We start from the raw sequence: 26,499 nt of genomic DNA on the forward strand, positions 1-26,499 counted from the left end.
GACACTCGCCCGTACCGGCGAAAATCCCCATCCGCCCGATACGACGACACACCCCGTGACAACGAGCAAGATGAAGCGTAGAGACCGCCGATTCCACCTGTCCATCAGGTAAGTCACCTGTGGATAACTATGGGCGGTGGGACCTTTCGGGCTGAACAGGCGAAGTGGTCGCGTGCCCGTTCGGTTCCGTCCTATTTTGGCCGGAATTGGCCCGGAAAAGGATCAGTGGATGATGACGTGGGCGCTGGAGGCGTTCTTGTCCGTGGTCCAGCCGTCGTGGCCGGCGTCGGACCGCCAGTGGAGGCCCGCGTAGCGGACCTCCTTGAGGCCGTAGACCTGGGCGTGGGTGACGGCCCAGGCGGCGACGGCCCAGCCGGCGCGGGCGTTGGTGACCTTGACGCCGTTCCAGGAGTCCGGACGGGACGGGGCGCCGGCGGTGAGCGGGCCCGGGCCGTCCACCTGGAGGCGGGGGCCGAAGGCGCGGCGCATCTCGCGGATCGCGTCGGGACGGCGGGACTTGGTCTGCTTGTCCGGCGGGTACCAGCAGCGGGCCCCGGCGGGCTGGCGGCCGGTGAAGACCTGGGCGAGGAGCTTGCCGTCCGGCTCGTGCTGGGCGTAGGCGCGGCCGTCGGCGCTGTGCTGGACGCGCTGGGCGGCGTCGTGCACGTCGCGGTCGAGGTAGTCCTTGACCTTCACCAAGGCGTCGAAGAACTTGCTGGTGGACTGGACGGGATCGCGCAGCTTGGCGGGGGTGCCCCAGCCCTGGGAGGGGCGCTGCTGGAACATCCCGACGGAGTCGCGGTCGCCGCTGGGCAGGTTGCGGATGTGCGACTCCTGGATCGCCGTCGCGTACGCGATCACCGCGGCGCGTTCGGGGAGCTGCTTGCGGAACGCCACGGCCGAGATCGTCGAGGCGTTCGCGGCCTGGTCGAGGTCCAGCGGCATCTTGGACTTGCCCACGGCGACCTCGCAGCCCGACCCGTGCAGGTAGGGGCGCGCGCGGTCGAACGCGATGTAGCCGCCCACGCCCAGCACGAGGACGAGCGCGGCCACGACGAACGGCCAGCGCCGCTGGCGGCGCCCGCCGCCGCCCGGACCCTGTTCGGGGCGCGTCCTCAACCTCGACCAAACAGCCACGCGAAGAAGGTACCGGGAACCGGCCACCAGTAAGCTCAAGGACCATGACGGAAACGTTCACCAGCCCGATTTCCCAGGTCATCGACGAGCTGTGGGAGCGGCGCGCCGAGCTCGGCCCGGACGACGCCGACGCGCGCGCGGCGATCGTGGCCGCCGTGGACCAGCTCGACGCGGGGGAGGCGCGCGTCGCCCGGATCGACCCCGCGACCGACGAGGTCGTCGTGGACGAGCGCGCGAAGCGGTCGATCCTGCTGAGCTTCAAGGTCCTCGGGATGGTGCGTTCGCAGGTCGGCGACTTCCAGTACCACGACCGCATCCCGCTGAAGAGCCGGTTCGACGGCGTGCGGGTGGTGCCCGGCGCGATCGCCCGCTGGGGCGCCTACCTGGCCCCGGGCGTGGTGCTGATGCCGTCGTTCACCAACTTCGGCGCCTACGTCGACTCCGGGACGATGGTCGACACGTGGGCGACCGTGGGGTCATGCGCGCAGATCGGCAAGAACGTCCACCTTTCGGGCGGCGTCGGGATCGGCGGCGTGCTGGAGCCGCCGAACGCCAAGCCCGTCGTGGTCGAGGACGAGGCGATGATCGGTAGCCGCTCGATGATCGTGGAGGGCGCGCGGGTCGGGAAGGGGGCCGTGGTCGGCTCCGGGACGAACCTGTCGGCGTCCATGCCGGTCATCGACGTGGAGACGGGCGAGGAGATCAGCCGGGGCCGCATCCCGGACTGGTGCGTCGCGGTCGGCGGCACCCGCTACAAGGAGTTCAAGGGCGGGACGTTCGGCCTCCCGGCGGTCCTGATCCTGAAGCGCCTGGACCCGGGCCAGCGGCACGACAAGGCGGCCCTGAACGACATCCTGCGCGACCACGGCATCAACACCTGACGCCAGTCAGCCGATCGGGGTTTCGGTGATCTTGAGGGGGCGGGCGGTGAGGACGGCCAGGGACGCGGCGTAGCCCGGGCCCGGGGTGAGGTCGGCGAGGCGGACGGGGGAGACCGCCTTGTCGTCGTCCCAGGACAGCACCTCGGCGGGCTCGTCGGGGCCGGAGACGTGGATCGCCGTCATGGGCGCCGCCAGGCCGTGGCCGGTGGCCTTGAGCAGCGCCTCCTTGCGGCACCAGTAGGCATGGAAGCCGCGTTTGCGCTGGTCCGGGGGGAGTGCCATGAGGACGTCCCGCTCGGGGGCGCTGAGGACCATCTCGCCGAGCCGGTCGACGTCCCGGTCGCTCTCCTGCTCCACGTCGACGCCGACCTCCGGGCCGTCGGTGAGGACGAGGACGACCCGCTCCGCCGAGTGCGAGAGCGAGAAGTCCAGGTCGGAGCCGGGGAGGCGCGGCTTGCCGTGGGCGCCGCCGCAGTGCGGGCAGTCCGTGGTGAAGCGGATGTCGCGCGGCGCCAGGCCGGTCGCCTCCGCCAGGACGGTGCGGGCCAGGAACCGTCCGGTGACGAACCTGGCCTTGTCCTCGGCGCGCATGAACCGCTCGTAGCGTTCGCGCTCACCGCCGTCCAGAAGGTCGCGCATATGCGCTTCGTCCGCGGGGACCGCCCAGTGGACGGCGCACTCGAGCACAGGCATCTCCACGCCCGCGATCATAAGCCGCGTACGCTTGCTGTCCATGCGGCTTGATCTGTTCTCGGACGTGGCGGACCTGACGGCGGCGATCGTCGACATCGAGTCGGTGAGCGGTGCGGAGGGGCCGCTGGCGGACGCCGTCGAGGAGGCGCTGCGCGCGCTTCCGCACCTCGCGGTGGAGCGCGACGGGAACAACGTGATCGCCCGCACGGACCTGGGGCGCGCCGAACGGGTCGTCCTGGCCGGGCACCTCGACACCGTGCCGCTGAACGGCAACCTGCCGTCGCGCATGGAGGGCGACCGCCTGTACGGCTGCGGGACGACCGACATGAAGAGCGGCATCGCGGTCGCGCTGCGCCTGGCCGCGACCGTCACCGAGCCCACCCGAGACATCACCTTCGTGTTCTACGAGTGCGAGGAGATCGAGGCGGACCGCAACGGGCTGCGGCGGCTCGCGGCGACCCGTCCCGAACTGCTCGCGGGCGACTTCGCCGTCCTGATGGAGCCGACGGGCGCGCACATCGAGGGCGGATGCCAGGGCACCATGCGCGTCGACGTCACGGCGAAGGGCGAGAGGGCGCACAGCGCGCGCGCCTGGATGGGGTCCAATGCCATCCACACCGCCGGGCGGATCCTCGACATCCTGCGCGCGTACGAGCCCACCCGTCCCATCGTGGACGGCCTGGAGTACCACGAGGGACTCAACGCCGTGTTCATCCAGGGCGGCGTCGCAGGAAACGTCATCCCGGACGAATGCGTCGTCACCGTCAACTACCGGTTCGCGCCCGACAAGTCCGTCGCCGAGGCGGAGGCGTACCTGCGCAAGGTGTTCGACGGCTTCGATGTGAAGGTGACCGACGCCGCGTCCGCCGCCCGGCCCGGCCTCACCCACCCGGCCGCCGCCGCGTTCGTGTCGTCCGTCGCGTCCGGAGGCACCGAGGTCCGCGCCAAGCTCGGCTGGACGGACGTGGCGCGCTTCTCCGAACTCGGCGTCCCGGCCGTCAACTACGGCCCCGGTGAACCCACCCTCGCCCACACCAAGGACGAGTACGTCGAGATGCCGCTGATCGCCGACTGCGAGCGGCGGATGCGCGCCTGGCTGTGCTGATCCAGGGGGGCGACCCCCTGGAACCCCCGTCACGACGGACGGGCTGTTTCCCGCTCCGCTGGCGCTCCGCGCGAAACAGCCCGTCCGTCGTCGGGCAGGCCCGCTGCGCTCGCTGCACTCGCTCCGCGTGCCTGCCCGCGCGGTGGCTGAGGCTCGAACGCCCGGGGTGGGAGCTCAACCAGCGTGCTCCCGGTATGGGTCTGCTGGCGCTCGCTCCGCGTGCCTGCCCGCGTGGTGGCTGAGGCTCGAACGCCCGGGGTGGGAGCTCAACCAGCGTGCTCCCGGTATGGGTCTGCTGGCGCTCGCTCTGCGGGCATGCCCGCGTGGTGGCTGAGGTTCGGACGCTCGGGGTGGGAGTTCGACTGGTGTGCTCGGGGTGTCGGTCTGCTGGCGTTTGCTCTGCGGGCATGCCCGCGTGGTGGCTGAGGTTCGGACGCCCGGGGTGGGAGTTCGACCGGTGTGCTCGCGGTGTCGGCACGCTGTCCGTGGCCCGGGGGCGCGCGCGACACGCTTCGCTGTGGTCAGGACGGGGTTCGCAGGCCCTTGAGGATGACGTCGGCGTAGAGCTGTTGGGTGCCGGGCGGGGTGTTGGTGACGGCCATGGCGAGGCCGCACATGAGGGCGCGGAACTCGTTGACGCCGACGTCCGGGCGCAGGACGCCGGCCGTGTGCGCGCGGGCGAGCAGCGCGGCCACCTTGACCTGCAGGTCGTTGTTCTGGACGGGCGCGTCCTCTTCGAAGAGCTTCCCGACGTCGCCGAAGACCTCGCGTAGGCCGCGGTTGCGGACCATGATGTCCGCGCTGCGCCGGACGAACAGGACGACCCCGTCCCAGGGGTCGGGCTCGGCCAGGGCGTCGGCGGCCTTGGCGGCGCCGTCGGCCATCCACTCGGCGGTCAGCTCGTCGACCAGGGCCTGCTTCGTCGGGAAGTGGCGGTAGATCGTGCCGACGCCGACGCCCGCCCGTTTGGCGATGTCCTCCATCTGGGCGTCGTTGCCGCTCTCCTCGAAGGCGGCGCGCGCGGCGTCCAGGACGCGGCGCCGGTTGCGGCGCGCGTCGGCCCGGAGCGGCCGGTGACTTGACGGGGCGGCGGTCATCCCCTCCAGTCAACCACGGATTGACAAACGGAATCGAGCTTCCGTATCGTCCGAGGCTGCAAGCGGAACCGGAATTCGACTTCCATCTAGGAGCCGCGCATGGCCGCCCGGCAGCGGGGGCTCGCCCTCGCACTGCTCGTCACCGTCCAGTTCGTCCTGGTGCTGGACGCCTCGATCGTCAACGTCGCGCTGCCGTCCATCGGCCGCGACCTGCACTTCGACCAGGCCGACCTGTCCTGGGTCGGCAACGCCTACACGCTGACCTTCGGCGGGTTCCTGCTGTTCGGCGGGCGGGTCGCCGACCTCGCCGGACGGCGCCGGATGTTCGTCGCCGGGCTCGCGCTGTTCACCGCCGCCTCGCTGGCGGGCGGGCTCGCCCCCACGGCGGGCGCCCTCGTCGGCGCGCGGGCGGTGCAGGGCCTCGGGGCGGCGCTGGTCGCCCCCGCCGCGCTCTCGCTGATCATGACGCTGTTCACCGACGGCCCGGAGCGCAACCGGGCGCTCGGCCTGTTCGGCGCGGTCGCGGGCGCGGGCGGCGCGGCCGGGGCGATCCTCGGCGGGCTGCTCACCGACTGGTTCGGCTGGGAGGCGGTGCTGTTCGTCAACGTGCCGATCGGCGCCGTCGCGATCGGGCTCGCGCCCGTGCTGCTGCCCGAGGCCCGCGACCAGGAGGTGCGGGGCTTCGACCTGCTCGGCGCCGCCGCGGTCACCGGCGGGCTCGCGCTGCTGGTCTACACGCTCGTCGACGCCAACAACGCCGGCTGGGACTCCACGGCGACCTACCTGCGGGGCGCCGGCGCCGCGGTGCTGCTCGCGGCGTTCGTCGCGGTCGAGGCGCGGGTGCGGCACCCGCTCGTCCCGCTCGGGATCTTCCGGGGACGGTCCCTGCGCGGCGGCAACCTCGCGGCCGTCCTCGCCACGATGGCGATCTTCCCGATGTTCTACGTGATGACGCTCTACCTGCAGCAGGTGAAGGGCTACGGGCCGATCCGGGCGGGGCTCGGGCAGCTGCCCGTCGCGGTCACCATGGCGTTCGGCGCCGGCGCCGGGTCGCGGCTGATCACCAGGTTCGGCGCCCGGGTGCCGCTGGCCGCCGGGCTCGCCGCCGTCGCGGCCGGGCTGGCGTGGTTCGCGGGGATGTCCGCCACCGGCCACTACGCGGCGGACGTCCTCGGCCCGGCGATCGTGATGGGCCTCGGCGGCGGGCTGGTCTTCGTGTCCGTCACGATCGCGGCCACCGCCGGGGCCTCGGCGGGGGAGTCCGGGCTCGCGTCCGGGTTGATCAACACGACGCAGCAGGTCGGCGGCGCGCTCGGGCTGGCCGTGGTGGTGGCGGTGTCGACGGCCGCCACGAAGCACTCCTCCGCGCGGGTCCCGGTGGACGCGCTCACCGGCGGGTTCCAGGCGGGCATGCTCGCCGCCGCGGGGATCGCGCTGGCCGGGGCGCTGGTGGGGCTGCTGCTCGTCCCCGGCCGTCCGGTGGCGGCCCCCGACGCACCGCCCGTAACCGTGCCGCCGCCGAGCCGATCCGAAATCGGCGGCTGACGGTCGGTGCGCCGCACTACCGTGGGTCCATGACACGCGAAGCGAACCCCCGGACGCGCCGGCAGGGGCCGGCCACGCTGCGCGGACGCGCAGTCCCGCAGACCACCACCGACCAGCGGCTGCTGGACAGCCGCGGCCCGGTCGACTGGGTGCACGCCGACCCGTGGCGGGTGCTGCGGATCCAGGCGGAGTTCGTCGAGGGCTTCGGGCTGCTCGCCGAGCTGCCGAAGGCGGTCAGCGTCTTCGGCAGCGCCCGCACCAAGCCGGGGTCGGACGAGTACGAGATGGCGGTGGACATCGGCGCCCGGCTGCACGCGGCCGGCTACGCGGTGATCACCGGCGGCGGTCCGGGGATCATGGAGGCGGCCAACAAGGGCTGCGATGAGAACGGCGGCCTGTCGGTGGGCCTCGGCATCGAGCTGCCGTTCGAGCAGAAGCTGAACGACCACATCGACATCGGGCTGGAATTCCGCTACTTCTTCGTTCGCAAGACGATGTTCGTGAAGTACAGCCAGGCGTTCGTGGTGCTGCCCGGCGGCTTCGGGACGCTGGACGAGCTGTTCGAGGCGATCACCCTCGTCCAGACCAAGAAGATCACCCGGTTCCCGATCGTGCTGGTCGGCACGGAGTTCTGGGGCGGGCTGATCGACTGGGTGCGCGCCACGATGCTGCCGTCCGGCAAGATCTCCCCCGAGGACCTGGACCTGATCCACCTCACCGACGACCCGGACGAGGTCGTCAAGACGATCGTGGACGCGCACCTCGAGGCCGAGCGGCGCCTCCAGGAGCAGGCCGCCGTCCAGGCCGCCGGCGAGAGGGGCATCGACGGCACCTGACGCGGGGTCCCGCGTGCCGCGCCGGTCGCGGCGGACCGCTGCCACGGGCGGCGGCTCGCCGCGGCCTTCCTTTTCGGACAAGGGAAAGGAGCCGCCGGAAATCGCCGTTTCCGGTGGCGATCCCATGCGGTCCGCTTTTCGTCCTCACGGGCACTGCAGCAGTTGAACGGCGCCATTGACGGTCTCCGGCGCGCCCGCTTACTTTGACGCCGCCGACGCCTGCAGCCGGGGAGGCTCCGTGACCATCGACATTCCGGACGCGTTACCGAGCGCGAGCACCGTACTCTCCGACGGCGCGGAGCTCGGGGAGAAGCGGCTGGCCGCCCTGCCCGCGCCCCAGGACCGCACGGCCGCGCAGCGAGCCGAGGCGGCGGCGGTGCACGCGGAGCTCAGGTCGCTGCGGACGCGCTTCCTCGAGGTGCACGCCGACGGCGTCTACGACCGGCTCACCGCGGGGCGGTCCCGGCGTCCCCGCATCGCCGAACTGGTCGAGACGGCGGCCGAGGAGTTCCCCGGGCTCGTCCCGACGGGCGCGCAGATCGAGGCGGAACGCCGCCTGCCGCAGGCCGCCAAGGAAGGGCGGGAGATCGACCAGGGCATCTTCCTGCGAGCCGTGCTGCGCTCGCCGGTGGCCGGGCCGCACCTGCTCGACTCGATGCTCGCGCCGACCCCCCGCGCGCTCGCGATGCTGCCGGACTTCCTCCGGACCGGCGCGGCCGAGATGGAGGCGGTGCGGATCGAGCGGCGCGGCGGCACCGCGCGGCTGACCATGTGCCGCGACGACCGGCTGAACGCCGAGGACGAGCGCCAGGTCGACGACATGGAGACCGCGGTGGACCTCGCGCTGCTCGACCCGGACGTCCGGGTCGGGCTCGTCCGCGGCGGCGAGATGAGCCACCCACGCTACCGGGGGCGGCGGGTGTTCAGCGCCGGCATCAACCTCAAGGCCCTCGGGGCGGGCGGGATCCCGCTGGTCGGGTTCCTGCTCCGGCGCGAGCTCGGCTACATCCACAAGATCATCCGCGGGGTGCGGATCGAGGACGCCGGCCCGGAGCGCTGGCACTCGCCGCTGGTCGCCAAGCCGTGGGCGGCCGCCGTCGACGGCTTCGCCATCGGCGGCGGGACCCAGCTCCTGCTGGCCTTCGACCACGTGATCATCGAGGCCGGCGCCTACCTGAGCCTGCCCGCCGCCAAGGAGGGCATCGTCCCGGGCGTGGCGAACCTGCGGCTCACCCGGTTCACCGGGCCGCGCACGTCCCGGCAGGTGATCCTCGGCGGCCGGCGGATCTGGGCCGCCGAGCCCGAGGCCCGGCTGCTGGTGGACGAGGTGGTCGAGCGGGAGGAGATGGACGCCGCGATCGAGCGCGCCCTCGAACGGCTGGACGGCGAGGCGGTGTCGGCCAACCGGGCGATGCTGAACCTCGCCGAGGAGCCGCCGGATGTCCTGCGCGCCTACGCCGCCGAGTTCGCGCTGGCACAGGCGCTGCGCCTGTACGGCGACGACGTGATCACGAAGGCCGGGCGGTTCGCCGCGAAGCCGGAACCGGCGGCCGTCCAACTGCGGGAACGGCTCGGTTGAACCGATGACCGACTGGGCGCGGGAGCACCGGGTCGTGGTCGTCGGCGCCGGCGCCGTGGGCACGTCGGTCGCGCTGACCCTGAGCGCGCAGGGGGCCGAGGTGCTGCTCGCCGACCGCGACTCGGCGGCGGTCGCGGCGGCCGTCCGCAAGGGGGCGGGGACGGCGCTGACCGACCCGCCCGGGAGGCCCGCCGACCTCGCGGTGCTGGCCGTCCCGTCGGCCGCCGTCGCGCGCACGCTGCTGGAGGCGCAGCGGCGCGGCCTCGCCCGCCACTACACCGACACCGCCGGGGCCAAGCAGGGGCCCGCCGCCGAGGCGGCCCGGCTCGGGTGCGACATGTCGGTGTACGTCGGCGGCCATCCGATGACCGAGCACCGGCGGCTGCGCACCCTGGACGCGCACACCGGCCTGTTCCTCGGCCGGGCCTGGGTCCTGTGCACCGGGCCGGAGACCGCCGCGGACGCCGTCGCGGCGGCCTCCGCGCTGGTGCGGTCCTGCGGTGCGTTCCCCGTCGTCATGGACACCGCCGAACACGACAGGGCGACGGCCCTGGTGCGCTACGCGCCGCAGGTGGTGGCGTCGGTCCTGGCAGCGCGGTTCGCCGACGCCCCGCAGGCCTTCCTCGACCTCGCCGGCCGGAACGTGCACGCCGTCGTCGCGGCCGGGGATCCCGAACCGCGCCCGGACGTCCTCGCCGCGAACGCGCGTCCGGTCGCCGACGTCCTGGACGCCGTGGTGCGCGACCTCGCCCGGATCGCTGCGGCGTTGCGCGGCGACGCCGCCGCGGGCGTCGCCGAGGTGCTCGCGAGGGGCGCCGCGGGCCGGGCCCGGGTCCCCGGCAAGCGGGGCGCGCACGCCGACCGCTACACCGTGGTGCCGGTGCTGGTCCCCGACCGGCTCGGCGAGCTGGCGCTGCTCGTCCAGGCCGTCGAGGCCGCCGAGATCAACATCGAGGACATGATGATCGAGAATCTGCCGGGCCAGCAGGCCGGTCTCGTCGAGGTGTCGGTGCGGGCGGAGTCGGCCCCGGCGCTGGTCCGCGAGCTGCGGGCCAGGAGATGGACCGTGCTGGCCGGACGGGAGACCGGCGGAGACCCCCTGCCGCCCCTGGCCGTCGAGGCGAGCGGGACATGACGGACCGGTCGGCGACACGTCCGGCGGCCGCCGTGCCCGCGCCCGGCGGGACCGCGCCGCGCCGCCCCTGGACGATCTCGTTCGGGCCGCCCCGCTCCGGCCGGGCCGCGTCACCCGGCGACAGGCGCGCCGAGGCGGCCGCCACACGGCTGCTGCTCCAGAGCGTCCAGCGGCGGGTGCCCGCCCGGCTCGGGGTGCGATGGAGCCTGCCGTGCAGCGGGGCGTCGCTGACGGTGCGGCTCCCCTTCCGGGTGGACGCCCTGGCACGGGACCGCGCCGCACGGGACTTCGGCGTCGTCTGGTCGTCGCCGCCCGGGGGCGAGGACGGCGGGCGGGTGCTGCGGTTGTCGGCGGCGGGCCTGTGCGAGGACGAGATCGACGAGGGCGTGGCGCGGCTGGTGCGGTTCCTGGAGGCGGAGATCCCCGACCGGCGCTGAGCCGCGGACCGGATCGGGGCGCGCCGCCGCGGCCCGCGGCTCCGGCGCGTCACCGCCGGCGGGTGGTGATGGGTCTTCTCCCGGTCGGCGCACGTCCCCGTGAATTCGGCGGCCCGATGGAGCCTCGCTGGAGCGAGAACGGTGCCCCGTAACGAGCCCTTGTCGGTTCCTTGACCGCGTGTGATCCTTTCTGGCGAGGCACCCGGAGTTCCGGGGTGAAAGGGAGGGGGCCGGCCGGACCGAGCGGCAGAAAGCTCAACCGGAGCGAAACTCCTACCGTGACTGGCGATGTTTTCCGCAATGGCGGGCCTTCGTCCGGTCCGGAAGCGCGAACCACGTTCGCGGCAGCGCAGAGCACACGGCAAGTCATGAGTTTTTGTGCGGATGTCGATGTCGGAGGAACCGCGTTCTCGCATGCCTGAGACGGCGTGCCGGGGCGGGGGGCCTCTCAACCGGGCCGGAGAGAAGATCTCGCTGGCGAATTGCGGTCATTCGATCGCCGAGCACGGAGGGAAGATCTGCATGGACAGGCTGGAGATCAACGAGGCGGAACTGCGCCAGGTGAACGATCTGCTGGACGAGATCGAGGACGACTTCGGGGACCTGGAGAGCGACGAGGCGCTGCACCGCGCCACGGTGCACGCGCACCGCTTACCCGCGCGCGTCCGCCTCTACCTGAACGCGTTCCGGCTGGAGCACCTGTCGGGCGTGCTCTGCATCTCGGGCTACCAGGTCGACGAGGAGCGGATCGGCCCCACGCCGGCGCACTGGCGGGACCGGCCGAAGGTCTCGCCCGCGCGGCGCGAGGAGCTGCTGCTCGTCATGTACGGGTCGCTGCTCGCCGACCCGTTCAGCTGGGCCACCCAGCAGGACGGGCGGCTGATCCACGACGTCATCCCCATCAAGGGGCACGAGAACGAGCAGCTCGGTTCGAGCAGCGAGGCGCTGCTGACCTGGCACACCGAGGACGCCTTCCACCCGCTCCGCGGTGACTTCCTGTCGTTCGCGTGCCTGCGCAACCCCTACGGCGCCGCCACGACCGTCGGGTACGCGGAGTCGCTCGACCTGCCCGCGCACGTGCGCGAGGTGCTCTTCCAGGAGCGGTTCGGCATCCGGCCCGACGAGTCCCACCTCGCCAAGAACAACTCCGTCCCCGGCGAGGAGGCCTTCGACGGCATCGAGCGCATGCAGCGCGAGCCCGAACGCGTGGCCGTCCTGTTCGGCGACGCGGACCGTCCCTACATGAGGGCCGATCCGTACTTCATGGTCGTCCCGGACGGCGACCGGGAGGCCGAGGAGGCGTTGGCCGCGTTCGTCGCGGCCATGGACGCGCAGATGTTCGACATGCGCCTGGAGGCCGGCGACTTCTGCTTCCTCGACAACTACCGGGTCGTCCACGGGCGCAAGCCGTTCAAGGCGCGCCACGACGGGACCGACCGCTGGCTGAAGCGCGTGAACCTCACCGCGGACCTGCGCAAGTCCCGCGCGGTGCGGGACGCGAGGCTGATCAAGGCGGGGATCTGAGAGCCGCCGCGGTGATCGGGCGGAGGGCGCGTCGGCCGGGTCGGCGCGATGACCCGATGGAGGGGCACATGAGTGAGGAACCGCGTTTTCGCCGAGACGGGCACCGGCCGCGTCCCGCCGGACGGACGAGCGGAGCGTGCCCCGGATGAGACTGCGATCCGCGCCGCTGGAGGACTGGCTGCGCGACCGGTACTTCAACAGCGAGATCGACATCAGCTCCAGCGGCGTGCGCTCGTACTCCATGGGAGAGCTGCGCCGGATGACCGGGGTGACCCAGGACGACCTGGACGGGCTCGTCTTCGACGACGGCTACTCGCTCGGCACGCCCGCCGTCCGCGCCGCCATCGCGCGGCGGTGGGGCGACGACCCCGACCGGGTGATGACGACCTGCGGGTCGGGCGAGGCGCTCTCGCTGGTGCTGATGGCGCTGCTGCGGCCCGGCGACGAGGTCGTCGTCGTCGAGCCGGGCTACCACCTGCTGGTGGAGTTCGCGGCCGGGCTCGGCTGCGCCGTCCGGACGTGGCGGCTGCGCCCGGACACGGGCTGGCGGCCGGCGCTGGACGAGCTGGCCGCACTGGTCACCGAGCGCACCCGGGCGATCATCGTCAACTTCCCGCAGAACCCGACCGGCACCACGGTCACGGCGGCCGGCCAGCGGAGGCTGCTCGACATCGCCGCGGGCGTGGGCGCGTACGTCCTGTGGGACGCGGCGTTCGCCGACCTCGTGCACGACGGCGAGCCGCTGCCCGACGCGTCGACGCTCTACGACCGGGCGGTGGGCTTCGGAACGTTCTCCAAGGCGTTCGGGCTGCCCGGGCTCCGCTTCGGCTGGTGCCTCGGGCCGCCCGACCTGCTCGCCGCGTGCGTGCGGATCCGCGACTACACGACGCTGCACGTGTCGCCGCTCGTCGAGCTGCTCGCGCTCGGGGTGCTGGAGCACGCGGAGAGCTTCATCGGGCCGCGGCTCGCGGAGGCGCGCCGGGGCCGCGAGCTGCTGACGCGCTGGGCGGACGAGCACGCCGACCTGGTCACGCTCGTGCGGCCGCGGGGCGGCGTCTCCGCGTTCCCCCGGCTGGAGGGCCTGGAGGACACCGGCCCGTTCTGCGAGGAGCTGTTCCAGCGCCGCGGTGTCCTGGTGATCCCGGGCTCGTGCTTCGGCGCCCCGCGGCACGTCAGGGTCGGGTTCGGAGGCGAGCCGGGAGCGCTCGCCGCGGGCCTGGAGCTGCTGGCCGACCATCTGGCCGCCTTCCGCCGGGAGGCGTCGGCGGCCGCGCGCTGACGTCCTCACCGCACCAGGGGGCCTCGTTTGGAGACTCTCGAGAGAGTGCCGGTGAACCGGGAGAGGAGGAGACGCGGATCGGACGCGACGGCCGGATGCGGCCGCTCGACAACGCGCGGAGCCGCCGCCCCGGGACGGCCCCGGGACGGCGCCGGGCCGCGCGGCGAGGCGGGGTGACCGCGCGCCGTTCAACTGCGGGGACCGGCGGTTGGACGGCGTGTCCGGCCGACGGTTACATCGATCCCGTCCCTATCGGGCGGGCGACGGTGCGAATGCGCCGGGGGGCGTTCGCGGCTTCCTGGGAGGCAGGACATGGAGATCCAGTCGATCGACCACATCGAGTTATTCGTCGAGGACGCCGAGCGGACGGCGGCGCGCCTCTGCGACGCCTACGGCTTCGCCCTGCGCGGGCGCGGCGGACCGGAGACCGGCCTGACCGGGTGCCGGTCGCTGCTGCTGCGCCAAGGGGAGATCACGCTGCTGGTGACCTCGGCCCTGGGCGAGGGGCACCGCGCCGCCGAGTACGTGGCCAGGCACGGCGACGGCGTCGCCGTGATCGCGCTGGCCGTGCCCGACGCGCAGGCGGCGTTCGCCGAGGCGGTCGAGCGCGGCGCGCTGCCCGTCGCACCGCCCGACGTCCTCGGCCCCGACGACGCCCAGGTCACCTTCGCCTCCGTCTACGGGTTCGGCGACGTGGAGCACCGCTTCACCTCGCGGCGCTCGCCGGACGCGGGCTTCGCGCCCGGGGCCGTCACCGAGTTCGCCGACCCGCCCGCCGCCACCGGCGGCCTGCTGGCCGTCGACCACATCGCCGTGTGCGTGCCCGCCGGCGAGCTGGACGAGGCCGTCCGCCGCTACCAGGACGTGTTCGGCTTCGACCAGATCTTCGAGGAGCGCATCCTCGTCGGCGCGCAGGCGATGGACTCGAAGGTCGTGGAGAACCCGACCGGGCAGGTCACCCTCACCATCCTCGAACCCGACACCACGCTCAGCCCCGGCCAGATCGACGAGTTCGTCGCCGCGCACGACGGCGCGGGGGTGCAGCACCTGGCGTTCCTGACCGCCGACATCGCCGCCTCGGTCCGGGAGAGCACGGCCGGCGGGGTGCGCTTCCTGACGACGCCGTCCGGCTACTACGACGCGCTGCCCGGGCGCCTCGGCGCGCTGGACGTCCCCCTGGAGACGCTGCGCGAGCTGAGCATTCTCGCAGACCGCGACCGCTGGGGGATCATGCTGCAGATCTTCACCGAGTCCGAGCACCCCCGGCGCACCCTGTTCTACGAGCTGATCGACCGGCGCGGCGCCCGCACCTTCGGCGGCAACAACATCAAGGCGCTGTACGAGGCGATCGAGCGCCAGCGCTTCTCCGACCAGGCCAGACAGGTCTGATGGCGGCCGGCACCGGGGCGGCGGGCCCGGATCGGGCGCGGTGGCCGGGTCCGCCCGCTGGACGCCCGCGAGAAGCGGCGGGCCGCCGCCGCGCTGTTCGCCGAGCGGCCCGAGCCGTCGCTGTGCCGCGGCCCGCCGTGCGGCACCTGCACGCCGGGCCGGAACTGCGCAATTCCGCCGACGGCAGGGCTCTGCTCGGCCTCCTCAGAGCGCATTCAGAGGAATCCGAGAACTTGCCCAGAATTATCGAGGGCGTGCCGCCGTACTGCGGCGGCACGGTGGCCGAACTTGCCAGGAAGTGCAGCAGAATCTGGGCGGACTTTGCGCACCGCCTCGAACGCGAAGAGCCGTCCTGAAGCGCGGCGGGCGCGCCCGGTACGGCGATTGGACCGTACCCCCGATCGGATTCGAACCGATATCTCGACCATTTTAAGTGGTCTGCCTCTACCGTTGGGCCACGAGGGCCACCGAAGGGTAACCGCTTTCTCACGACGCTGTCGAGGGTTGTCAATTGGACAGTACGGCAGTGCGATTGTCGAGCAGCGGGCGACAACAGAAGATGGTTTGGCGGACCTCTCTTCCTAAGGTGGTTGCACATGTCCCGTACCGAACGCGAACAGGAGGCCGCGGCGTTCTCGCTGGAGCAGTTCTCGCGGCTGGCCCGGCAGCGCCTCGACCCCGCCGTCTGGGACTTCCTGGCGGGGGGCGCCGGCGACGAGCGCACCCTCGCCGCGAACACCGCGGCGTTCGACGCCGTCCGGCTCCGGCCGGCCGTGCTCACCGGCGTCGCCGAACCGGAACTGGCGACCAAGATCCTCGGCCGGGCCTGGGCCGCGCCGGTCGCGGTCGCCCCGATGGCCTACCAGGCGCTCGCCGACCCCGAGGGGGAGCTCGCCACCGTCCGGGCCGCCGGCGCCGCCGGGCTCCCGGTCGTCGTCAGCACCTTCGCCTCGCGGACGTTCGCCGACCTGGCCGCCGAGGCGTCGGCGCCGCTGTGGCTCCAGGTCTACTGCCTGCGCGACCGCGCCGCGACGCTGCGCGTGGTGGAACGTGCCGAGCGGGCCGGGTTCGAGGCCCTCGTGCTCACCGTCGACGCGCCCCGGCTGGGCCGGCGGCTGCGCGACCTGCGCAACGGCTTCCGCCTTCCGGAGGGCCTCGCCCCCGCCAACCTCGACCTGGACGGCAGCGGCGGCGCCGCCTACGCGGTGCCCGCCGAGCACGCCCGGGCCGAGTTCGAACCCGCGCTCGACTGGAGCGTGGTCGGGCGGATGCGCGCGGCCACCGATCTGCCGATCCTGGTCAAGGGCGTGCTGACCGGCGAGGACGCGGGCCGTGCCGTCGCCGCGGGCGTCGACGGCGTGATCGTCTCCAACCACGGCGGCCGCCAGCTCGACGGCGCCCCCGCCGCCCTCACCGCCCTGCCGGAGGTCGTCGCCGCCGTCGGCGGCGCGTGCCCGGTGCTCATGGACGGCGGCGTCCGCCGGGGCACCGACGTCCTGGCCGCGCTGGCCCTCGGGGCGCAGGCCGTTCTGGTCGGCCGTCCCGTGCTGTACGCCCTCGCGGCCGGAGGCGAGGCCGCACTGACCCGGGCGTTCCGGCTCCTGGCCGACGAGCTCGCCGACGCGATGGTGCTGACCGGGACCGCCTCGGTGTCCGCCGTCCCGGCGAGCCTCCTCGCGGCGCCGTCCGGACCGGACGCCGCCGCGGAACGCCGTGCGCCCGCGGAACGCCGTGCGCCCGCGCCCTCCGCGCACGGAGCGGACCTGCACAAGAGCACCCTGCACTCGTCCGTGGCCGACCCGGTCATGGACACGATGAACTTCCTCAACGAGATCGCCGCGCGCTATCCCGACGCGGTGTCGTTCGCGCCGGGCCGCCCCTACGACGGGTTCTTCGACACGGACCAGATCACCGGCCACCTGAACCGCTACATCGACCACCTGGCCGAGGGCGGGGAGAGTCCCGCGGCGATCCGCGACGCGCTGTTCCAGTACGGGCCGACGGCCGGGCGCATCCGCGGGATCGTGGCCGACGCGCTGCGCAAGGACGAGGGCATCGACGTCGCACCCGAGTCCGTCGTGGTGACCGTCGGCTGCCAGGAGGCCATGCTGCTGACCCTGCGGGCACTGTTCTCCGGGTCGCGCGACGTGCTGCTCGTGTCCAGCCCCTGCTACGTGGGCATCACGGGGGCGGCCCTCCTCCTCGACATCGAGGTGGTGCCCGTGGCCGAACGGCCGACCGGGCTGTCGCACCGCGACGTCGAGGCGAAGGTCCGCGAGGTCGAGGCCCGCGGCGGCCGGGTCAGGGCGCTGTACGTGATCCCGGACCACTCCAACCCGTCCGGCGTCACGATGCCCGCGGGCGAGCGCCGCGCGCTGCTGGACCTGGCCGCCCGCGAGGACCTGCTCATCTTGGAGGACAGCCCGTACCGGCTGGTGAGCCTGGGCGAGCAGGTGCCGACGCTGAAGAGCATGGACGAGGACCGCCGGGTGGTCTACCTCGGCTCGTTCTCCAAGACGGTCTTCCCCGGCGCGCGCGTGGGGTTCGCCGTCGCCGACCAGGTGGTCGTGGACGACGCCGGCGCCACCGGGCTGCTCGCCGACGAGCTCACCCGCATCAAGAGCATGGTCACGGTGAACACCGCGGCGCTCAGCCAGGCCGTCGTCGCGGGGGCGATCCTCGGGGCGGACGGGCGCGTCGCGGACCTCAACCGGCGGACGTCCGCCTACTACGGCAACGCGCTGCGCACCACGCTGGACCGGCTGGAGCAGTGCTTCCCGCCCGCGGAGCGGGAGCGGCTCGGCGTCGAGTGGAACGCCCCGACCGGCGGATTCTTCCTGTCCATGCACGTTCCGTTCCTCGCCGACAACGCCGCGCTGGCGCGGTCGGCCGAGGAGTTCGGCGTCATCTGGACGCCGATGTCGTACTTCTACCCGGAAGGAGGAGGCGAGCGCACCATCAGGCTCTCCGTCAGCTATCTCAGCGACCGTGACATCGAGGTGGGCGTCGAACGGCTGTCCCGCTTCGTCCGAGCCGAGCAAGGAGATCGGTAGATGTCCCGCAGAGGAGTCAAACAAATGATCCGCAGCAAGCGCCGCATGTGGGGATGGACGTTCCGATGACCGTAGAGCTCACCCGCCCGCTCGACTTACCCGGGGCGCTCGCGCCCGCCGACCGCGCGATGATCATCGGTGTCGGGACGGCCGTTCCCGCCACCTCCTACTCCCAGCCGCAGGTGCTGGAGGCCCTCGGGATCGACGACCCGAAGGTCCGCTCGGTCTTCCTCAACAGCGCGATCGAGCGCCGCCACCTGGTGTTGCCGCCGCTGGACGAGAACGGCGCGCGCCGCTCCGAGTCGCAGGGCGACCTGCTGGACAAGCACAAGGAGCACGCGGTGGAGATGGGCGCGCGCGCCCTGCTCGCCTGCCTGGAACGCAGCGGCCGCACCCTCGCCGATCTGCGGCACCTGTGCTGCGTCACCACCACCGGGTTCCTGACCCCGGGGCTCAGCGCCCTCATCATCCGGGAGCTCGGCATCGACCGGCACTGCAGCCGGTCGGACGTCGTCGGCATGGGCTGCAACGCCGGCCTCAACGCCCTCAACGTCGTGTCGGGATGGGCGGTCGCGAACCCGGGCGACCTCGCCGTCGTGCTCTGCGCGGAGGCGTGCTCGTCGGCCTACACCGTCGACGGCACGATGCGGACCGCCGTCGTCAACAGCCTGTTCGGGGACGGCGCCGCCGCGGTCGCGCTGGTCGCGGGCGGGCCGGACGGGGACGGCCCGCACAGGGGCGGCCCGGGCGGGGGAGGGGGCCGCGGTCTGCCGGGCCCGCGGCTGCTGCGCTTCGCCAGCTGCATCATCCCCGAGGCCGTGGACGCCATGCGCTACGACTGGGACCGGGAGCAGAACAGGTTCAGCTTCTTCCTCGACCCGCAGATCCCCTACGTCGTCGGGGCGCATGCGGAGATCGTCGTCGACCGGCTGCTGTCCGGAACGGGCCTGCTGCGCAGCGACATCGCGCACTGGCTCGTGCACTCGGGCGGCAAGAAGGTCATCGACGCGGTGGTCGTCAACCTCGGCCTCAGCCGCCACGACGTCCGGCACACCACCGGGGTGCTGCGCGACTACGGGAACCTGTCCAGCGGTTCCTTCCTCTTCTCCTACGAACGGCTTCTCGACGAGGGGACGGCCATGCCCGGCGACTTCGGCGTGCTGATGACCATGGGGCCCGGCTCCACCCTCGAGACGGCGCTGGTGCAGTGGTGAGCGTCGTGGAGTACGACCTGCGCATCGACGGCGCCGAGCCGCTGTCGAAGGAGACCGTGCGGCGGCTCGCGGACCTGTGCGACCGCGTGGAGTCCCTCGGCCTGGAGGCCCCGGTGACCGTCGCGCTCTCCGGCGCGCCCGCCCTGCCCTGGACGGTGCCGGACCTGGCGCTCGCGACCCGCTGGGAGCGCGCGGTGCGCCGCTTCGAGCGGCTGGACGCCGCCACCGTCGGGGTCGCCGCCGGCGACGTCGGCGGCACCGCGCTCGACGTGCTGCTCGCGACGGACGTGCGGGTCGCGTCCCCGGACACGCGGCTGCTGGTGCCGGTGACCGCCGGCGGCGCGTGGCCCGGCATGGCGATCTACCGGCTCGTCCGGCAGGCGGGCATCGCCGCGACGCGGCGCACGGTGCTCCTCGGCCGCGCGATCGAGGCGGCGGAGGCCGTCGCGCTCGGCCTGCTGAACGAGACGGCCGACGACCCGGCCGAGGCGCTCGCGCGGGTGGCCCGGGCCGCCGCCGGGCTGCCGGGCCGCGAGCTCGCCATCCGGCGGCGGCTGATGGACGACGCGGTCTCCACGAGCTTCGAGGAGGCGCTCGGCGCGCACCTGGCCGCCTGCGACCGGGCGCTGCGCCGCAGCACGTCGGGGGCGGGCGCGTGACCGGCCCCCGCGTCCGCTACGACAAGAAGGACGGCGTCGCCTTCGTCACCCTCGACCGGCCCGAGGTGCTGAACGCGATGGACTCGGCGACGCACCGCGAGCTCGCCGAGGCCTGGGACGACGTCGAAGCCGACCGCGCCGTGCGGGTCGCGGTGCTGACCGGTGCGGGAGGGCGGGCCTTCTCGGTCGGGCAGGACCTGAAGGAGCGGGCCGCGCTGAACGCCGGAGGGGCGGAGCCGACGACGTTCGGCAGCCGCGGGCAGCCGGGCTGGCCGCGGCTCACCGAGCGCTTCACGCTCTCCAAGCCCGTGCTCGCGCGGGTGGACGGCTACGCGCTCGGCGGCGGCTTCGAACTGGCGCTGGCCTGCGACATCATCGTCTGCTCCGACCGGTCGGTGTTCGGGCTGCCGGAGGCGACGCTCGGGCTCGTGCCCGGCGCCGGCGGCGCTTTCCGGCTGGCCCGGCAGCTGCCCCTCAAGATCGCGATGGGGCACCTGCTGACCGGGCGCCGGATGAGCGCGCGGACGGCCGAGCGGTACGGCCTGGTCAACGAGGTCGTCGAGGCCGAGCGGCTCGACGCGTGCGTCGCCGAGTGGACCGCCGACCTGGTCCGCGCCGCGCCGCTGTCGGTCCGGGCGATCAAGGAGGCGGCGCTCACCTCGGTCGACATGCCGCTGGAGCAGGCCTTCCGCACCCGGTACGTGTGGGAGGAGCGGCGGCTGCGCGGCCGCGACGCGGTCGAGGGTCCGAAGGCGTTCGCCGCCGGACGCGAACCCGTGTGGAGCGACGGGTGAGCGCCCGGTGAGGGTGCCCATCGGCCCGTCCAACCGCGGAACCGGGCGGGTCGGACGGCCCGCGCCGGGACGGGCCGATGGGCGGCTCCCCGGAGACAGGTGAACGGGGCAGTCGGCCCTGTCTCCGGGGAACCCCGGGTCGTGCGCCGGGCGAGCACTCCGCCGCACACCATGAATGGTCGCTCTCCGGGCGCCCGCGGCGCGTCCCTCTGGGAAGCGATATCGCCGCCCCCTCCGCCAGCGACCGGGGCGTCCCCCACACGGGGGACGCCCCGGCCGCACGATCTGCCCGGGCGGGTGATGACCTGCCCGCGCCCGGCTAGGCGCCGAAGTAGTGGCCCTCTTCGAGGTCCGCGATGAGGCCCTGCCGGGTGGGGTGCCAGTCCAGTTCCTTCCGGGTGCGGGCGCTCGACGCCGGGATGTCCATGGCGAAGACCCCGCCGACGAAGCCGAAGTGCCCGACGGCGTCCTCCGGCGGCAGCGACGTGACCGGCAGCTCCAGCTTCCGGCCGATGACCTCGGCGATGTCCCGGACCGGGACGCCCTCCTCGCCGACGCCGTGCAGGACCGCTCCCGCCGGCGCCGACTCCAGGGCCAGCCGGTACAGGCGGGCGGCGTCGAGGCGGTGCACGGCGGCCCACCGGTTCGCGCCGTCGCCCGGGTAGGCCGAGACGCCCTTGTCCCGGGCGGCGCCGATCAGCCAGTGGACGAAGCCGCGGTCGCCCTCGCCGTGCACCGACGACGGCAGCCGGACCGCCGACACCCGCACGTCGCGCGCGGCGAGCGCGAGCGCGTCCTTCTCCGCCGCGTACCGGACGGCCGCGAACGAATCCGGGTCGGGCACGCTGTCCTCCGTCGCGACGCGGCCGGGGGCGACCCCGCCGGTCCCGGAGGTCATGACGAACGGCCTGCCGGATCCGGCGAGGGCGTCGCCGATCGCCGCGATCGCGCGGCGCTCCTTCGCGACGGCGGCCTCGAAGTCGGCGAAGTCGTGGTGGAACGCGGTGTGGACGACCCCGTCGGCCGCGGCCGCCGCGCGGCCCAGCCCGTCGGGGTCGTCCAGGTCGCCGCGGTGGACGCCGGCTCCGGCCGCCTCCAGCGACGCCGCCGACGCGTCCGAGCGGGCGAGCCCGGTCACCTGGTGACCCGCGTCCAGCAGCTCGCGGACGACGGCGCTCCCGACGAACCCGGTCGCACCCGTGACGAAAACGCGCATGGCCTACTCCTTGAACGCAACGATGCAGAAACCGGCCCGATGCAGGAACCGGCTCGATGCGGGCACCGGGACGGTGCCCGGCCGGTATCCCCACTCTGCGCGCCGCGGATGTGCCATGTCCAAAGCCTGTTTCGCAACCGGCGATACGTTTCAGGCATAACCACATGTCAAGGGCATGATCGGCCTGAAGTCACCGCCGCTCCCGGATACGCTGCCGGTATGTCCGATTCGCCGCAGCCCCCGGTGGACCTCGACCTGCGGCCGGTGCGGTACTTCACCGCCGTCGCCGACCACCGGCACTTCGGCCGCGCCGCCGAGGCCCTGCACATCACCCAGCCGTCGCTCAGCCGCCAGATCCGGCAGCTCGAACGGCTGCTCGGCGCCCGGCTGTTCGACCGCACGCCGCAGGGCACCCGCCTGACCGAGGCCGGGGAGGTCTTCCTGCCGCTCGCCAGGTCGCTGCTGCGCTCGTCCGCCAAGGCGGTCGCGCGCACCCGCGCCGCGGCGCGGCCCGGGCGCGTCACGATCGGGTACACCAGCGGCATCATCGTCACCCCGGCGGTGCGCGAGCTGCGGCGCCTGCACCCCGATACCGATGTGCGGGTCGTGCACCTCGACTGGAAGGAGCCGCGGCGGGCGCTGCTCGACCACCGCGTGGACGCCCTCGTGACCCGGCTGCCGCTTGCCACCGACCAGCTGCGCGTGACGATCCTCTACGACGAGCCCCGCGCCGTCGTGGTGTCCGCCGACCACCGCCTGGCCGGCCGGGAGTCGGTGACCGTCGACGACATCGCCGACGAGCCGCTGCCCCGGGTCCCCGGCGCCGACCCGGCCTGGAGCGCCTTCTGGCGGCTCGAACCGCGGCCCGGCGGCCGTCCGGCGCCCGACGGGCCCGTCATGGACGACCTGGAGGACAAGTTCGAGCTCGTCGCCGCGGGCCAGGCCGTCGCGATCACCGCCCATGTCCCCGGCCGCGCGCCGCGCCCCGACCTCGTCATGATCCCCCTGGAGGGGGTCGACCCGAGCCACGTCGTGCTGGCGACCCGCGCGGACGACCGCTCGGGCCTGGTGGCCGCCTTCCGCAAGTGCGCCGAGGCCCGCCTGACCGCCCCGCCCGCCGCCGGGTCCTAGACGAAGACCATCCCGCCGTTGACGGTCAGGGTCTGGCCGGTGATGAACGCGGCGCGGTCGGAGGCGAGGAACGCGACCGCCTCCCCGATGTCGGCCGGGACGCCGAAGCGGCCGAGCGGGACGCTCGCGGTGTACGCGTCGCGGGCGTCGGGGCCGATGCCGTCGTGCCGGTCGGTCGGGATCCAGCCCGGCGCGACGGTGTTGACGGTGATCCCGTGCGGGCCGAGCTCGCGGGCCCAGCTGCGGGTCAGGCCGGCCTGGGCGGACTTCGCGGCCACGTAGGCGCTGGAGCGGGCCGGGCCGAGCGCGACGACGTCGGACCCGATCTGCACGATGCGGCCGAACCCGCGCTCCCGCATGCCCGGCACGGCCCGGCGGACGAGCAGCAGCGGGCTCTTGACGAAGAATTCGAGTTGATCGAGGACATCGCGCCAGCGCAGTTCCTCGACGGGCAGGTCCGGCTGCGGTCCGGTGGCGTTCAGCACCAGAATGTCGAGACTTCCGAACTCGGCCACGATGTGGTCGTACAATTCCTCCACCGCGGCCTCGTCGGTGATGTCGGCACGGAACAGTTCGGCACGTCCACCGGCCTCGGTTATTCGCGCGCGCAGCGCCTCGGCGGCGGCGTGATCGCGCCGGTAATTGATCGCGACGTGGGCGCCGTCGCGGGCCAGCGCCGCCGAGATCGCGCCGCCGAGTCCGCGTGACGCGCCGGTCACCAGGGCCGTCCGCCGGCCGGATGCGCCGGTCACCAGGGTGCCTCCCGCATCCGTCCCGCCACCTCGCCACCATCCACATGTTGTCGTGATCACGGCTCTGACCGGCACGAACGCGGCCGGAACGGCCGCGCGACGGTCCGGTGCGCGCCGCGGCGGGCGCCGGTGCGCACCGCCGTCGCCGTCACCGTACCCGCGCGCGGTGCGGCCATGCCGCGCGTGGCTCGCCCGGCCTTTTCCCTCTTGCTCCGATCCCGCGCGACATCGGGTGATATTTCCCTTGGACCGTCGAATTCAATATCAAGGCTTTACCTAACGCACTGTTTTGGCGATGCGCGCCGTCGGCGGGTTACCATCTTCTTCCCTGACGTCGATACCGCTCGGGATCTGAGTTCAATTAACATCGGAGCACGGGCCGCACCGATGAGCTTTCCCGGTAGGCCGCGCCCCGTCATACCTTCAAACGAGATTTACCTTCGCCGGTCGATGCCGCCGTGTTCCGCGGGTCGCCGGGCTCCGGCGACGCATTGGCGCGGACCGTGCGCGGTCCCGCATGGGAGGCCGCGCGCCGGTCAGACCAATGACGAGCACAGGAATGTCGATCACGGACCAAGGGAGAAGTGCCATGACGTACGTGGTGCCTTACAGCGGCATCTCGAACCGGCTGGGCGACGAGGAGATCAAGGCCGTCGGCGAGGCGCTGCGGCAGGACACGCTGGCCATGGGTCCGCGCGGCAAGGAGTTCGAGCGGCTGCTCGCCGAGCGGCTCGGCTCACCGCACGCCCAGGCGACCAGCTCGTGCACGACCGCCCTGTTCCTCGCCGCCCAGGTGCTCGAACTGCAGCCGGGCGACGAGGTCATCACCACTCCGCAGACGTTCTGGGTGACGACGTGGCCGCTGCAGGCGCGCGGCGTCGTCGTCAAGTTCGCCGACGTCGACCCCGACACCCTCAACATCGACCCGACGACGATCGAGCCGCTCGTCACCGAGAAGACCAGGTCCATCTGGGTCGTGCACTTCGGCGGCCAGGCCGTCGACATGGACCCGGTCATGGAGATCGCCCAGCGGCACGGCCTCACCGTCGTCGAGGACTGCGCGCACGCCGCCGGCGCCACCTACAAGGGCCGCGCCCTCGGGACCATCGGCGACATCGGCTGCTTCAGCTTCCACTCGCTGAAGAACATGACCACCGGCGAGGGCGGCGCGTTCGTCACCCGCCACGACCGCTACGCCGAGATGGCGCGCGCGCTCGGCACCATCCACAACTACGGCGAGATGGTCGAGCGCGACGACCAGCGCATCGGCCCGCACGCGCAGCCTGCCTACTACAAGGACGCGCACGTGCTCCGGTCGTACACCCACGACTACGCCGGCGGCCGCTACCTCGTCGGCAACAACTTCCGGATGAGCGAGCTGTCCGCCGCGCTCGGCGTCGTCCAGCTCGGCAAGCTCGACCGGCTCAACGAGCGGCGCCGGGAGATCGCGCACCGGCTCGACGACGGGCTCAACGGGATCCGGGGCATCGGCGTCCAGTCCGAGAAGCCCTACGCCCACCACGTCTACCACCTCTACACGTGCTTCTACGACCCCGAGGTCGTCGGCGCCCCGAAGGACGACTTCATCCGCCATCTGCAGGAAAAGGAGGGGATCGAGATCGTCATCCGGTACTTCCCGATCCACCTGCTCCCGGAGTTCCGGGCGCTCGGACATCGCTACGGGGAGTGCCCGGTCGCCGAGAAGACCTACTTCGAGCACCAGATCCAGCTGCCCATCTACGACCACCTCACCGACGCGCAGGTGGAGCACATGATCGCCGCGGTGCGCCGCGGCGTCGCCGAACTCGGCGGGGGCCGCTGACCCGGCCCCGCGCGTCCGCAGACCAACCCCCTCGTGCGCCCGGCAGGGTGCACATGACGTCTGGAGCCTCACCATGGGCAAGACACCGAACGGTTCCCGCCCCCAGAGGAAGGTCGTCGCCGTCACCGGCGGCTCCGGCTTCGTCGGGAGCAACCTCGTCGCACGGCTGGTCGACGACGGCAACGAGGTGATCGTCGTCGACCTGGCCCAGCCCGCACCGGAGCTGGGCGCCCTCCCGGGCGTCCAGCACCGGCGCGCGGACCTGCGCGACTACGGCGAGACGCTGCTGGCGCTGCGCGGCGTCGACATCGTCTACCACCTGGCGGGCAACGCCAGCGGCACCCTGTCCGTCCAGAACCCGAGGTTCGACTTCCAGGTCAACGGCCTCGGCACCTGCAACGTCGGCAACGCCTGCGTGGAGAACCAGGTCCGCCGGCTGGTGTACATGTCCTCGGCGATCGTCTACGGCACGCCGCAGACGTTCCCGATGACCGAGGAGCATCCGATCGCGCCGTTCCTGCCGTACGGAGCGTCCAAGCTGTCCGGCGAGCTGACGCTGCGCAGCCTGCACGACGCCCTCGGCCTCCAGGTGATGATCGCCCGCTCGTTCGTCGTGTACGGGCCCGGCGAGGACCCGCGCACCGCTGGCGGGGAGGTGTCGCAGTTCCTGCGCTGGCAGCTGAACGAGCTGCCGATCCCCGTCGTCGGCGACATCGACCGCAAGACCCGCGACTTCGTGCACGTCTCGGACGTCGCCTCGGCGCTGATCACCATCGCCGAGAACGGGGTGCCGGGAGAGGTCTACAACATGGGCAGCGGACGCGAGGTCTCGATGCGGGCCCTCGCCGACGCCGTCGCGGTCGCCACCGGCAAGCCGTCCCGGCTGAAGCCGGACGAGTCGGAGCTGGCCGACAGCTTCCGGCTGGTGGCCGACATCTCCAAGCTGCGCGGCATCGGGTACGAACCGAAGATCACGCTCGCGGCGGGGCTGAAGTCCCTCGCCGAGCACCTCGGCCCGTTCCCCGAGCTGCCCAGCGTGACGGTGGCCTTCAGCCGGGAGCCCGCCGTCCAGGCGTGAGCGCCGCCCCGCAGGCGTCCGCGCCGGAGCCGGCCGGCCCGGAACCGGCCGGACCGGAGCCGGTCGGCCCGGCGTAGGAACGTTCCAAGAAAGTCGCTCCCGATGGCCCGCGCGAGCGTGCCCGGCCCCAGCCGGAACGCCGA

23 protein-coding genes and 1 tRNA gene are annotated in these 26,499 nt (G+C 73.1%); 18 read left to right on the forward strand and 6 right to left on the reverse strand.

Translation table 11 applies throughout. The annotated features are described in order from the left end of the window. Positions 1-222: 222 nt before the first annotated feature. The gene (locus tag ABT299_RS46950) at positions 223-1,137 is read right to left on the reverse strand and encodes a hypothetical protein (RefSeq protein ID WP_500254772.1); all 915 of its coding nucleotides are present in this window, start codon (positions 1,135-1,137) and stop codon (positions 223-225) included. 44 nt (positions 1,138-1,181) lie between these two features. Here ABT299_RS46950 and ABT299_RS46955 point away from each other — a divergent pair, with 44 nt between their 5' ends. Next, entirely contained in the window at positions 1,182-2,018 is an 837-nt protein-coding gene (locus ABT299_RS46955; protein ID WP_433149259.1) for a 2,3,4,5-tetrahydropyridine-2,6-dicarboxylate N-succinyltransferase, read from the forward strand. A 6-nt stretch (positions 2,019-2,024) separates the two neighbouring features. Here ABT299_RS46955 and ABT299_RS46960 read toward each other — a convergent pair whose 3' ends face one another. Further along, complete coding sequence (locus tag ABT299_RS46960) at positions 2,025-2,711, reverse strand: 4'-phosphopantetheinyl transferase family protein (RefSeq protein ID WP_500254786.1); 687 nt, start codon at positions 2,709-2,711, stop codon at positions 2,025-2,027. A 40-nt stretch (positions 2,712-2,751) separates the two neighbouring features. Here ABT299_RS46960 and dapE point away from each other — a divergent pair, with 40 nt between their 5' ends. Then, entirely contained in the window at positions 2,752-3,816 is a 1,065-nt protein-coding gene (dapE, locus tag ABT299_RS46965; RefSeq protein ID WP_500254773.1) for a succinyl-diaminopimelate desuccinylase, read from the forward strand. A gap of 521 nt (positions 3,817-4,337) precedes the next feature. Here dapE and ABT299_RS46970 read toward each other — a convergent pair. After that, entirely contained in the window at positions 4,338-4,913 is a 576-nt protein-coding gene (locus tag ABT299_RS46970; protein ID WP_190867182.1) for a TetR/AcrR family transcriptional regulator, read from the reverse strand. A 99-nt stretch (positions 4,914-5,012) separates the two neighbouring features. On the opposite strand from ABT299_RS46970, the gene ABT299_RS46975 reads away from it, so the two are divergent. The 9 genes from ABT299_RS46975 to ABT299_RS47015 all read left to right on the forward strand — a co-directional run bounded on the left by ABT299_RS46975 (position 5,013) and on the right by ABT299_RS47015 (position 14,993). Then, positions 5,013-6,458 carry an MFS transporter gene (locus ABT299_RS46975; RefSeq protein ID WP_500254774.1) on the forward strand — a complete coding sequence of 482 codons (1,446 nt, stop codon included), beginning with the start codon at positions 5,013-5,015 and terminating at the stop codon, positions 6,456-6,458. 29 nt (positions 6,459-6,487) lie between these two features. Beyond that, the gene (locus ABT299_RS46980) at positions 6,488-7,294 is read left to right on the forward strand and encodes an LOG family protein (protein WP_190867187.1); all 807 of its coding nucleotides are present in this window, start codon (positions 6,488-6,490) and stop codon (positions 7,292-7,294) included. 238 nt (positions 7,295-7,532) lie between these two features. Continuing rightward, complete coding sequence (gene dpgC, locus ABT299_RS46985; protein WP_500254775.1) at positions 7,533-8,873, forward strand: (3,5-dihydroxyphenyl)acetyl-CoA 1,2-dioxygenase DpgC; 1,341 nt, start codon at positions 7,533-7,535, stop codon at positions 8,871-8,873. 4 nt (positions 8,874-8,877) lie between these two features. Next, on the forward strand, positions 8,878-10,008 hold the full coding sequence (locus ABT299_RS46990; RefSeq protein ID WP_500254776.1) for a prephenate dehydrogenase: 1,131 nt from the start codon (positions 8,878-8,880) through the stop codon (positions 10,006-10,008). Next, positions 10,005-10,445 (forward strand): hypothetical protein, encoded by a 441-nt coding sequence (locus ABT299_RS46995; RefSeq protein WP_500254777.1) that lies wholly within the window; start codon positions 10,005-10,007, stop codon positions 10,443-10,445. Before ABT299_RS46990 ends, ABT299_RS46995 begins: the two co-directional genes overlap by 4 nt. Positions 10,446-10,967: 522 nt before the next feature. After that, a complete protein-coding gene (gene gntD / locus ABT299_RS47000; RefSeq protein WP_190867192.1) occupies positions 10,968-11,969 on the forward strand; it encodes a guanitoxin biosynthesis L-enduracididine beta-hydroxylase GntD in 1,002 nt (333 codons plus the stop codon). A gap of 145 nt (positions 11,970-12,114) precedes the next feature. Next, positions 12,115-13,248: a capreomycidine synthase gene (vioD, locus tag ABT299_RS47005; protein WP_190867194.1), complete on the forward strand. Its 1,134-nt coding sequence runs from the start codon at positions 12,115-12,117 to the stop codon at positions 13,246-13,248. A 312-nt stretch (positions 13,249-13,560) separates the two neighbouring features. Then, complete coding sequence (gene hppD, locus ABT299_RS47010; protein ID WP_500254778.1) at positions 13,561-14,637, forward strand: 4-hydroxyphenylpyruvate dioxygenase; 1,077 nt, start codon at positions 13,561-13,563, stop codon at positions 14,635-14,637. Next, entirely contained in the window at positions 14,637-14,993 is a 357-nt protein-coding gene (locus ABT299_RS47015) for a hypothetical protein (protein ID WP_500254779.1), read from the forward strand. Before hppD ends, ABT299_RS47015 begins: the two co-directional genes overlap by 1 nt. Positions 14,994-15,029: 36 nt before the next feature. Here the strand turns inward: ABT299_RS47015 and ABT299_RS47020 are convergent. Then, positions 15,030-15,102, reverse strand: a tRNA-Leu gene (locus tag ABT299_RS47020). A 131-nt stretch (positions 15,103-15,233) separates the two neighbouring features. On the opposite strand from ABT299_RS47020, the gene ABT299_RS47025 reads away from it, so the two are divergent. The 4 genes from ABT299_RS47025 (at position 15,234) to dpgD (ending at position 20,357) form a co-directional block, all read left to right on the forward strand. Continuing rightward, positions 15,234-17,690 carry an aminotransferase class I/II-fold pyridoxal phosphate-dependent enzyme gene (locus ABT299_RS47025; protein ID WP_500254780.1) on the forward strand — a complete coding sequence of 819 codons (2,457 nt, stop codon included), beginning with the start codon at positions 15,234-15,236 and terminating at the stop codon, positions 17,688-17,690. 65 nt (positions 17,691-17,755) lie between these two features. After that, positions 17,756-18,904: a 3,5-dihydroxyphenylacetyl-CoA synthase DpgA gene (gene dpgA, locus ABT299_RS47030; protein ID WP_500254781.1), complete on the forward strand. Its 1,149-nt coding sequence runs from the start codon at positions 17,756-17,758 to the stop codon at positions 18,902-18,904. Further along, entirely contained in the window at positions 18,901-19,563 is a 663-nt protein-coding gene (gene dpgB / locus ABT299_RS47035; protein WP_500254782.1) for an enoyl-CoA-hydratase DpgB, read from the forward strand. Before dpgA ends, dpgB begins: the two co-directional genes overlap by 4 nt. Then, a complete protein-coding gene (gene dpgD, locus ABT299_RS47040; RefSeq protein WP_500254783.1) occupies positions 19,560-20,357 on the forward strand; it encodes an enoyl-CoA-hydratase DpgD in 798 nt (265 codons plus the stop codon). Before dpgB ends, dpgD begins: the two co-directional genes overlap by 4 nt. 319 nt (positions 20,358-20,676) lie before the next feature. On the opposite strand, the gene ABT299_RS47045 is transcribed toward dpgD, so the two are convergent. Beyond that, positions 20,677-21,573, reverse strand: a complete 897-nt coding sequence (locus ABT299_RS47045) for an SDR family oxidoreductase (protein WP_500254784.1) — start codon at positions 21,571-21,573, stop codon at positions 20,677-20,679. Between the two features lie 219 nt (positions 21,574-21,792). Here ABT299_RS47045 and ABT299_RS47050 point away from each other — a divergent pair, with 219 nt between their 5' ends. Continuing rightward, positions 21,793-22,704, forward strand: coding sequence for a LysR family transcriptional regulator (locus ABT299_RS47050; RefSeq protein ID WP_500254785.1), 912 nt, complete (start codon positions 21,793-21,795; stop codon positions 22,702-22,704). Here the strand turns inward: ABT299_RS47050 and ABT299_RS47055 are convergent. Continuing rightward, on the reverse strand, positions 22,701-23,456 hold the full coding sequence (locus ABT299_RS47055; RefSeq protein WP_190867210.1) for an SDR family oxidoreductase: 756 nt from the start codon (positions 23,454-23,456) through the stop codon (positions 22,701-22,703). The two genes, ABT299_RS47050 and ABT299_RS47055, sit on opposite strands and share 4 nt — an antisense overlap. Positions 23,457-24,045: 589 nt before the next feature. Here ABT299_RS47055 and ABT299_RS47060 point away from each other — a divergent pair. Then, on the forward strand, positions 24,046-25,278 hold the full coding sequence (locus ABT299_RS47060) for a DegT/DnrJ/EryC1/StrS family aminotransferase (RefSeq protein WP_190867212.1): 1,233 nt from the start codon (positions 24,046-24,048) through the stop codon (positions 25,276-25,278). A gap of 73 nt (positions 25,279-25,351) precedes the next feature. Further along, positions 25,352-26,356, forward strand: a complete 1,005-nt coding sequence (locus ABT299_RS47065; protein WP_190867214.1) for an NAD-dependent epimerase/dehydratase family protein — start codon at positions 25,352-25,354, stop codon at positions 26,354-26,356. Positions 26,357-26,499: the final 143 nt, after the last annotated feature.

Origin of the sequence: Spirillospora sp. NPDC000708, assembly GCF_040299565.1 — a bacterium.
Classification (GTDB): Bacteria; Actinomycetota; Actinomycetes; order Streptosporangiales; family Streptosporangiaceae; genus Spirillospora.

Bases quoted from the DNA above. Each gene is read 5' to 3' on its own strand.
- vioD (WP_190867194.1), top strand. From the start codon at position 12,115: ATGAGACTGCGATCCGCGCCGCTGGAGGACTGGCTGCGCGACCGGTAC.
- ABT299_RS46955 (WP_433149259.1), top strand. From the start codon at position 1,182: ATGACGGAAACGTTCACCAGCCCGATTTCCCAGGTCATCGACGAGCTG.
- ABT299_RS47050 (WP_500254785.1), top strand. From the start codon at position 21,793: ATGTCCGATTCGCCGCAGCCCCCGGTGGACCTCGACCTGCGGCCGGTG.
- ABT299_RS46995 (WP_500254777.1), top strand. From the start codon at position 10,005: ATGACGGACCGGTCGGCGACACGTCCGGCGGCCGCCGTGCCCGCGCCC.
- ABT299_RS46970 (WP_190867182.1), bottom strand. From the start codon at position 4,913: ATGACCGCCGCCCCGTCAAGTCACCGGCCGCTCCGGGCCGACGCGCGC.
- ABT299_RS46960 (WP_500254786.1), bottom strand. From the start codon at position 2,711: ATGCCTGTGCTCGAGTGCGCCGTCCACTGGGCGGTCCCCGCGGACGAA.
- dapE (WP_500254773.1), top strand. From the start codon at position 2,752: ATGCGGCTTGATCTGTTCTCGGACGTGGCGGACCTGACGGCGGCGATC.
- dpgA (WP_500254781.1), top strand. From the start codon at position 17,756: ATGACCGTAGAGCTCACCCGCCCGCTCGACTTACCCGGGGCGCTCGCG.
- ABT299_RS46980 (WP_190867187.1), top strand. From the start codon at position 6,488: ATGACACGCGAAGCGAACCCCCGGACGCGCCGGCAGGGGCCGGCCACG.
- ABT299_RS47060 (WP_190867212.1), top strand. From the start codon at position 24,046: ATGACGTACGTGGTGCCTTACAGCGGCATCTCGAACCGGCTGGGCGAC.
- ABT299_RS47045 (WP_500254784.1), bottom strand. From the start codon at position 21,573: ATGCGCGTTTTCGTCACGGGTGCGACCGGGTTCGTCGGGAGCGCCGTC.
- gntD (WP_190867192.1), top strand. From the start codon at position 10,968: ATGGACAGGCTGGAGATCAACGAGGCGGAACTGCGCCAGGTGAACGAT.
- ABT299_RS47065 (WP_190867214.1), top strand. From the start codon at position 25,352: ATGGGCAAGACACCGAACGGTTCCCGCCCCCAGAGGAAGGTCGTCGCC.
- hppD (WP_500254778.1), top strand. From the start codon at position 13,561: ATGGAGATCCAGTCGATCGACCACATCGAGTTATTCGTCGAGGACGCC.
- ABT299_RS47025 (WP_500254780.1), top strand. From the start codon at position 15,234: ATGTCCCGTACCGAACGCGAACAGGAGGCCGCGGCGTTCTCGCTGGAG.
- ABT299_RS46975 (WP_500254774.1), top strand. From the start codon at position 5,013: ATGGCCGCCCGGCAGCGGGGGCTCGCCCTCGCACTGCTCGTCACCGTC.
- ABT299_RS46990 (WP_500254776.1), top strand. From the start codon at position 8,878: ATGACCGACTGGGCGCGGGAGCACCGGGTCGTGGTCGTCGGCGCCGGC.
- ABT299_RS47015 (WP_500254779.1), top strand. From the start codon at position 14,637: ATGGCGGCCGGCACCGGGGCGGCGGGCCCGGATCGGGCGCGGTGGCCG.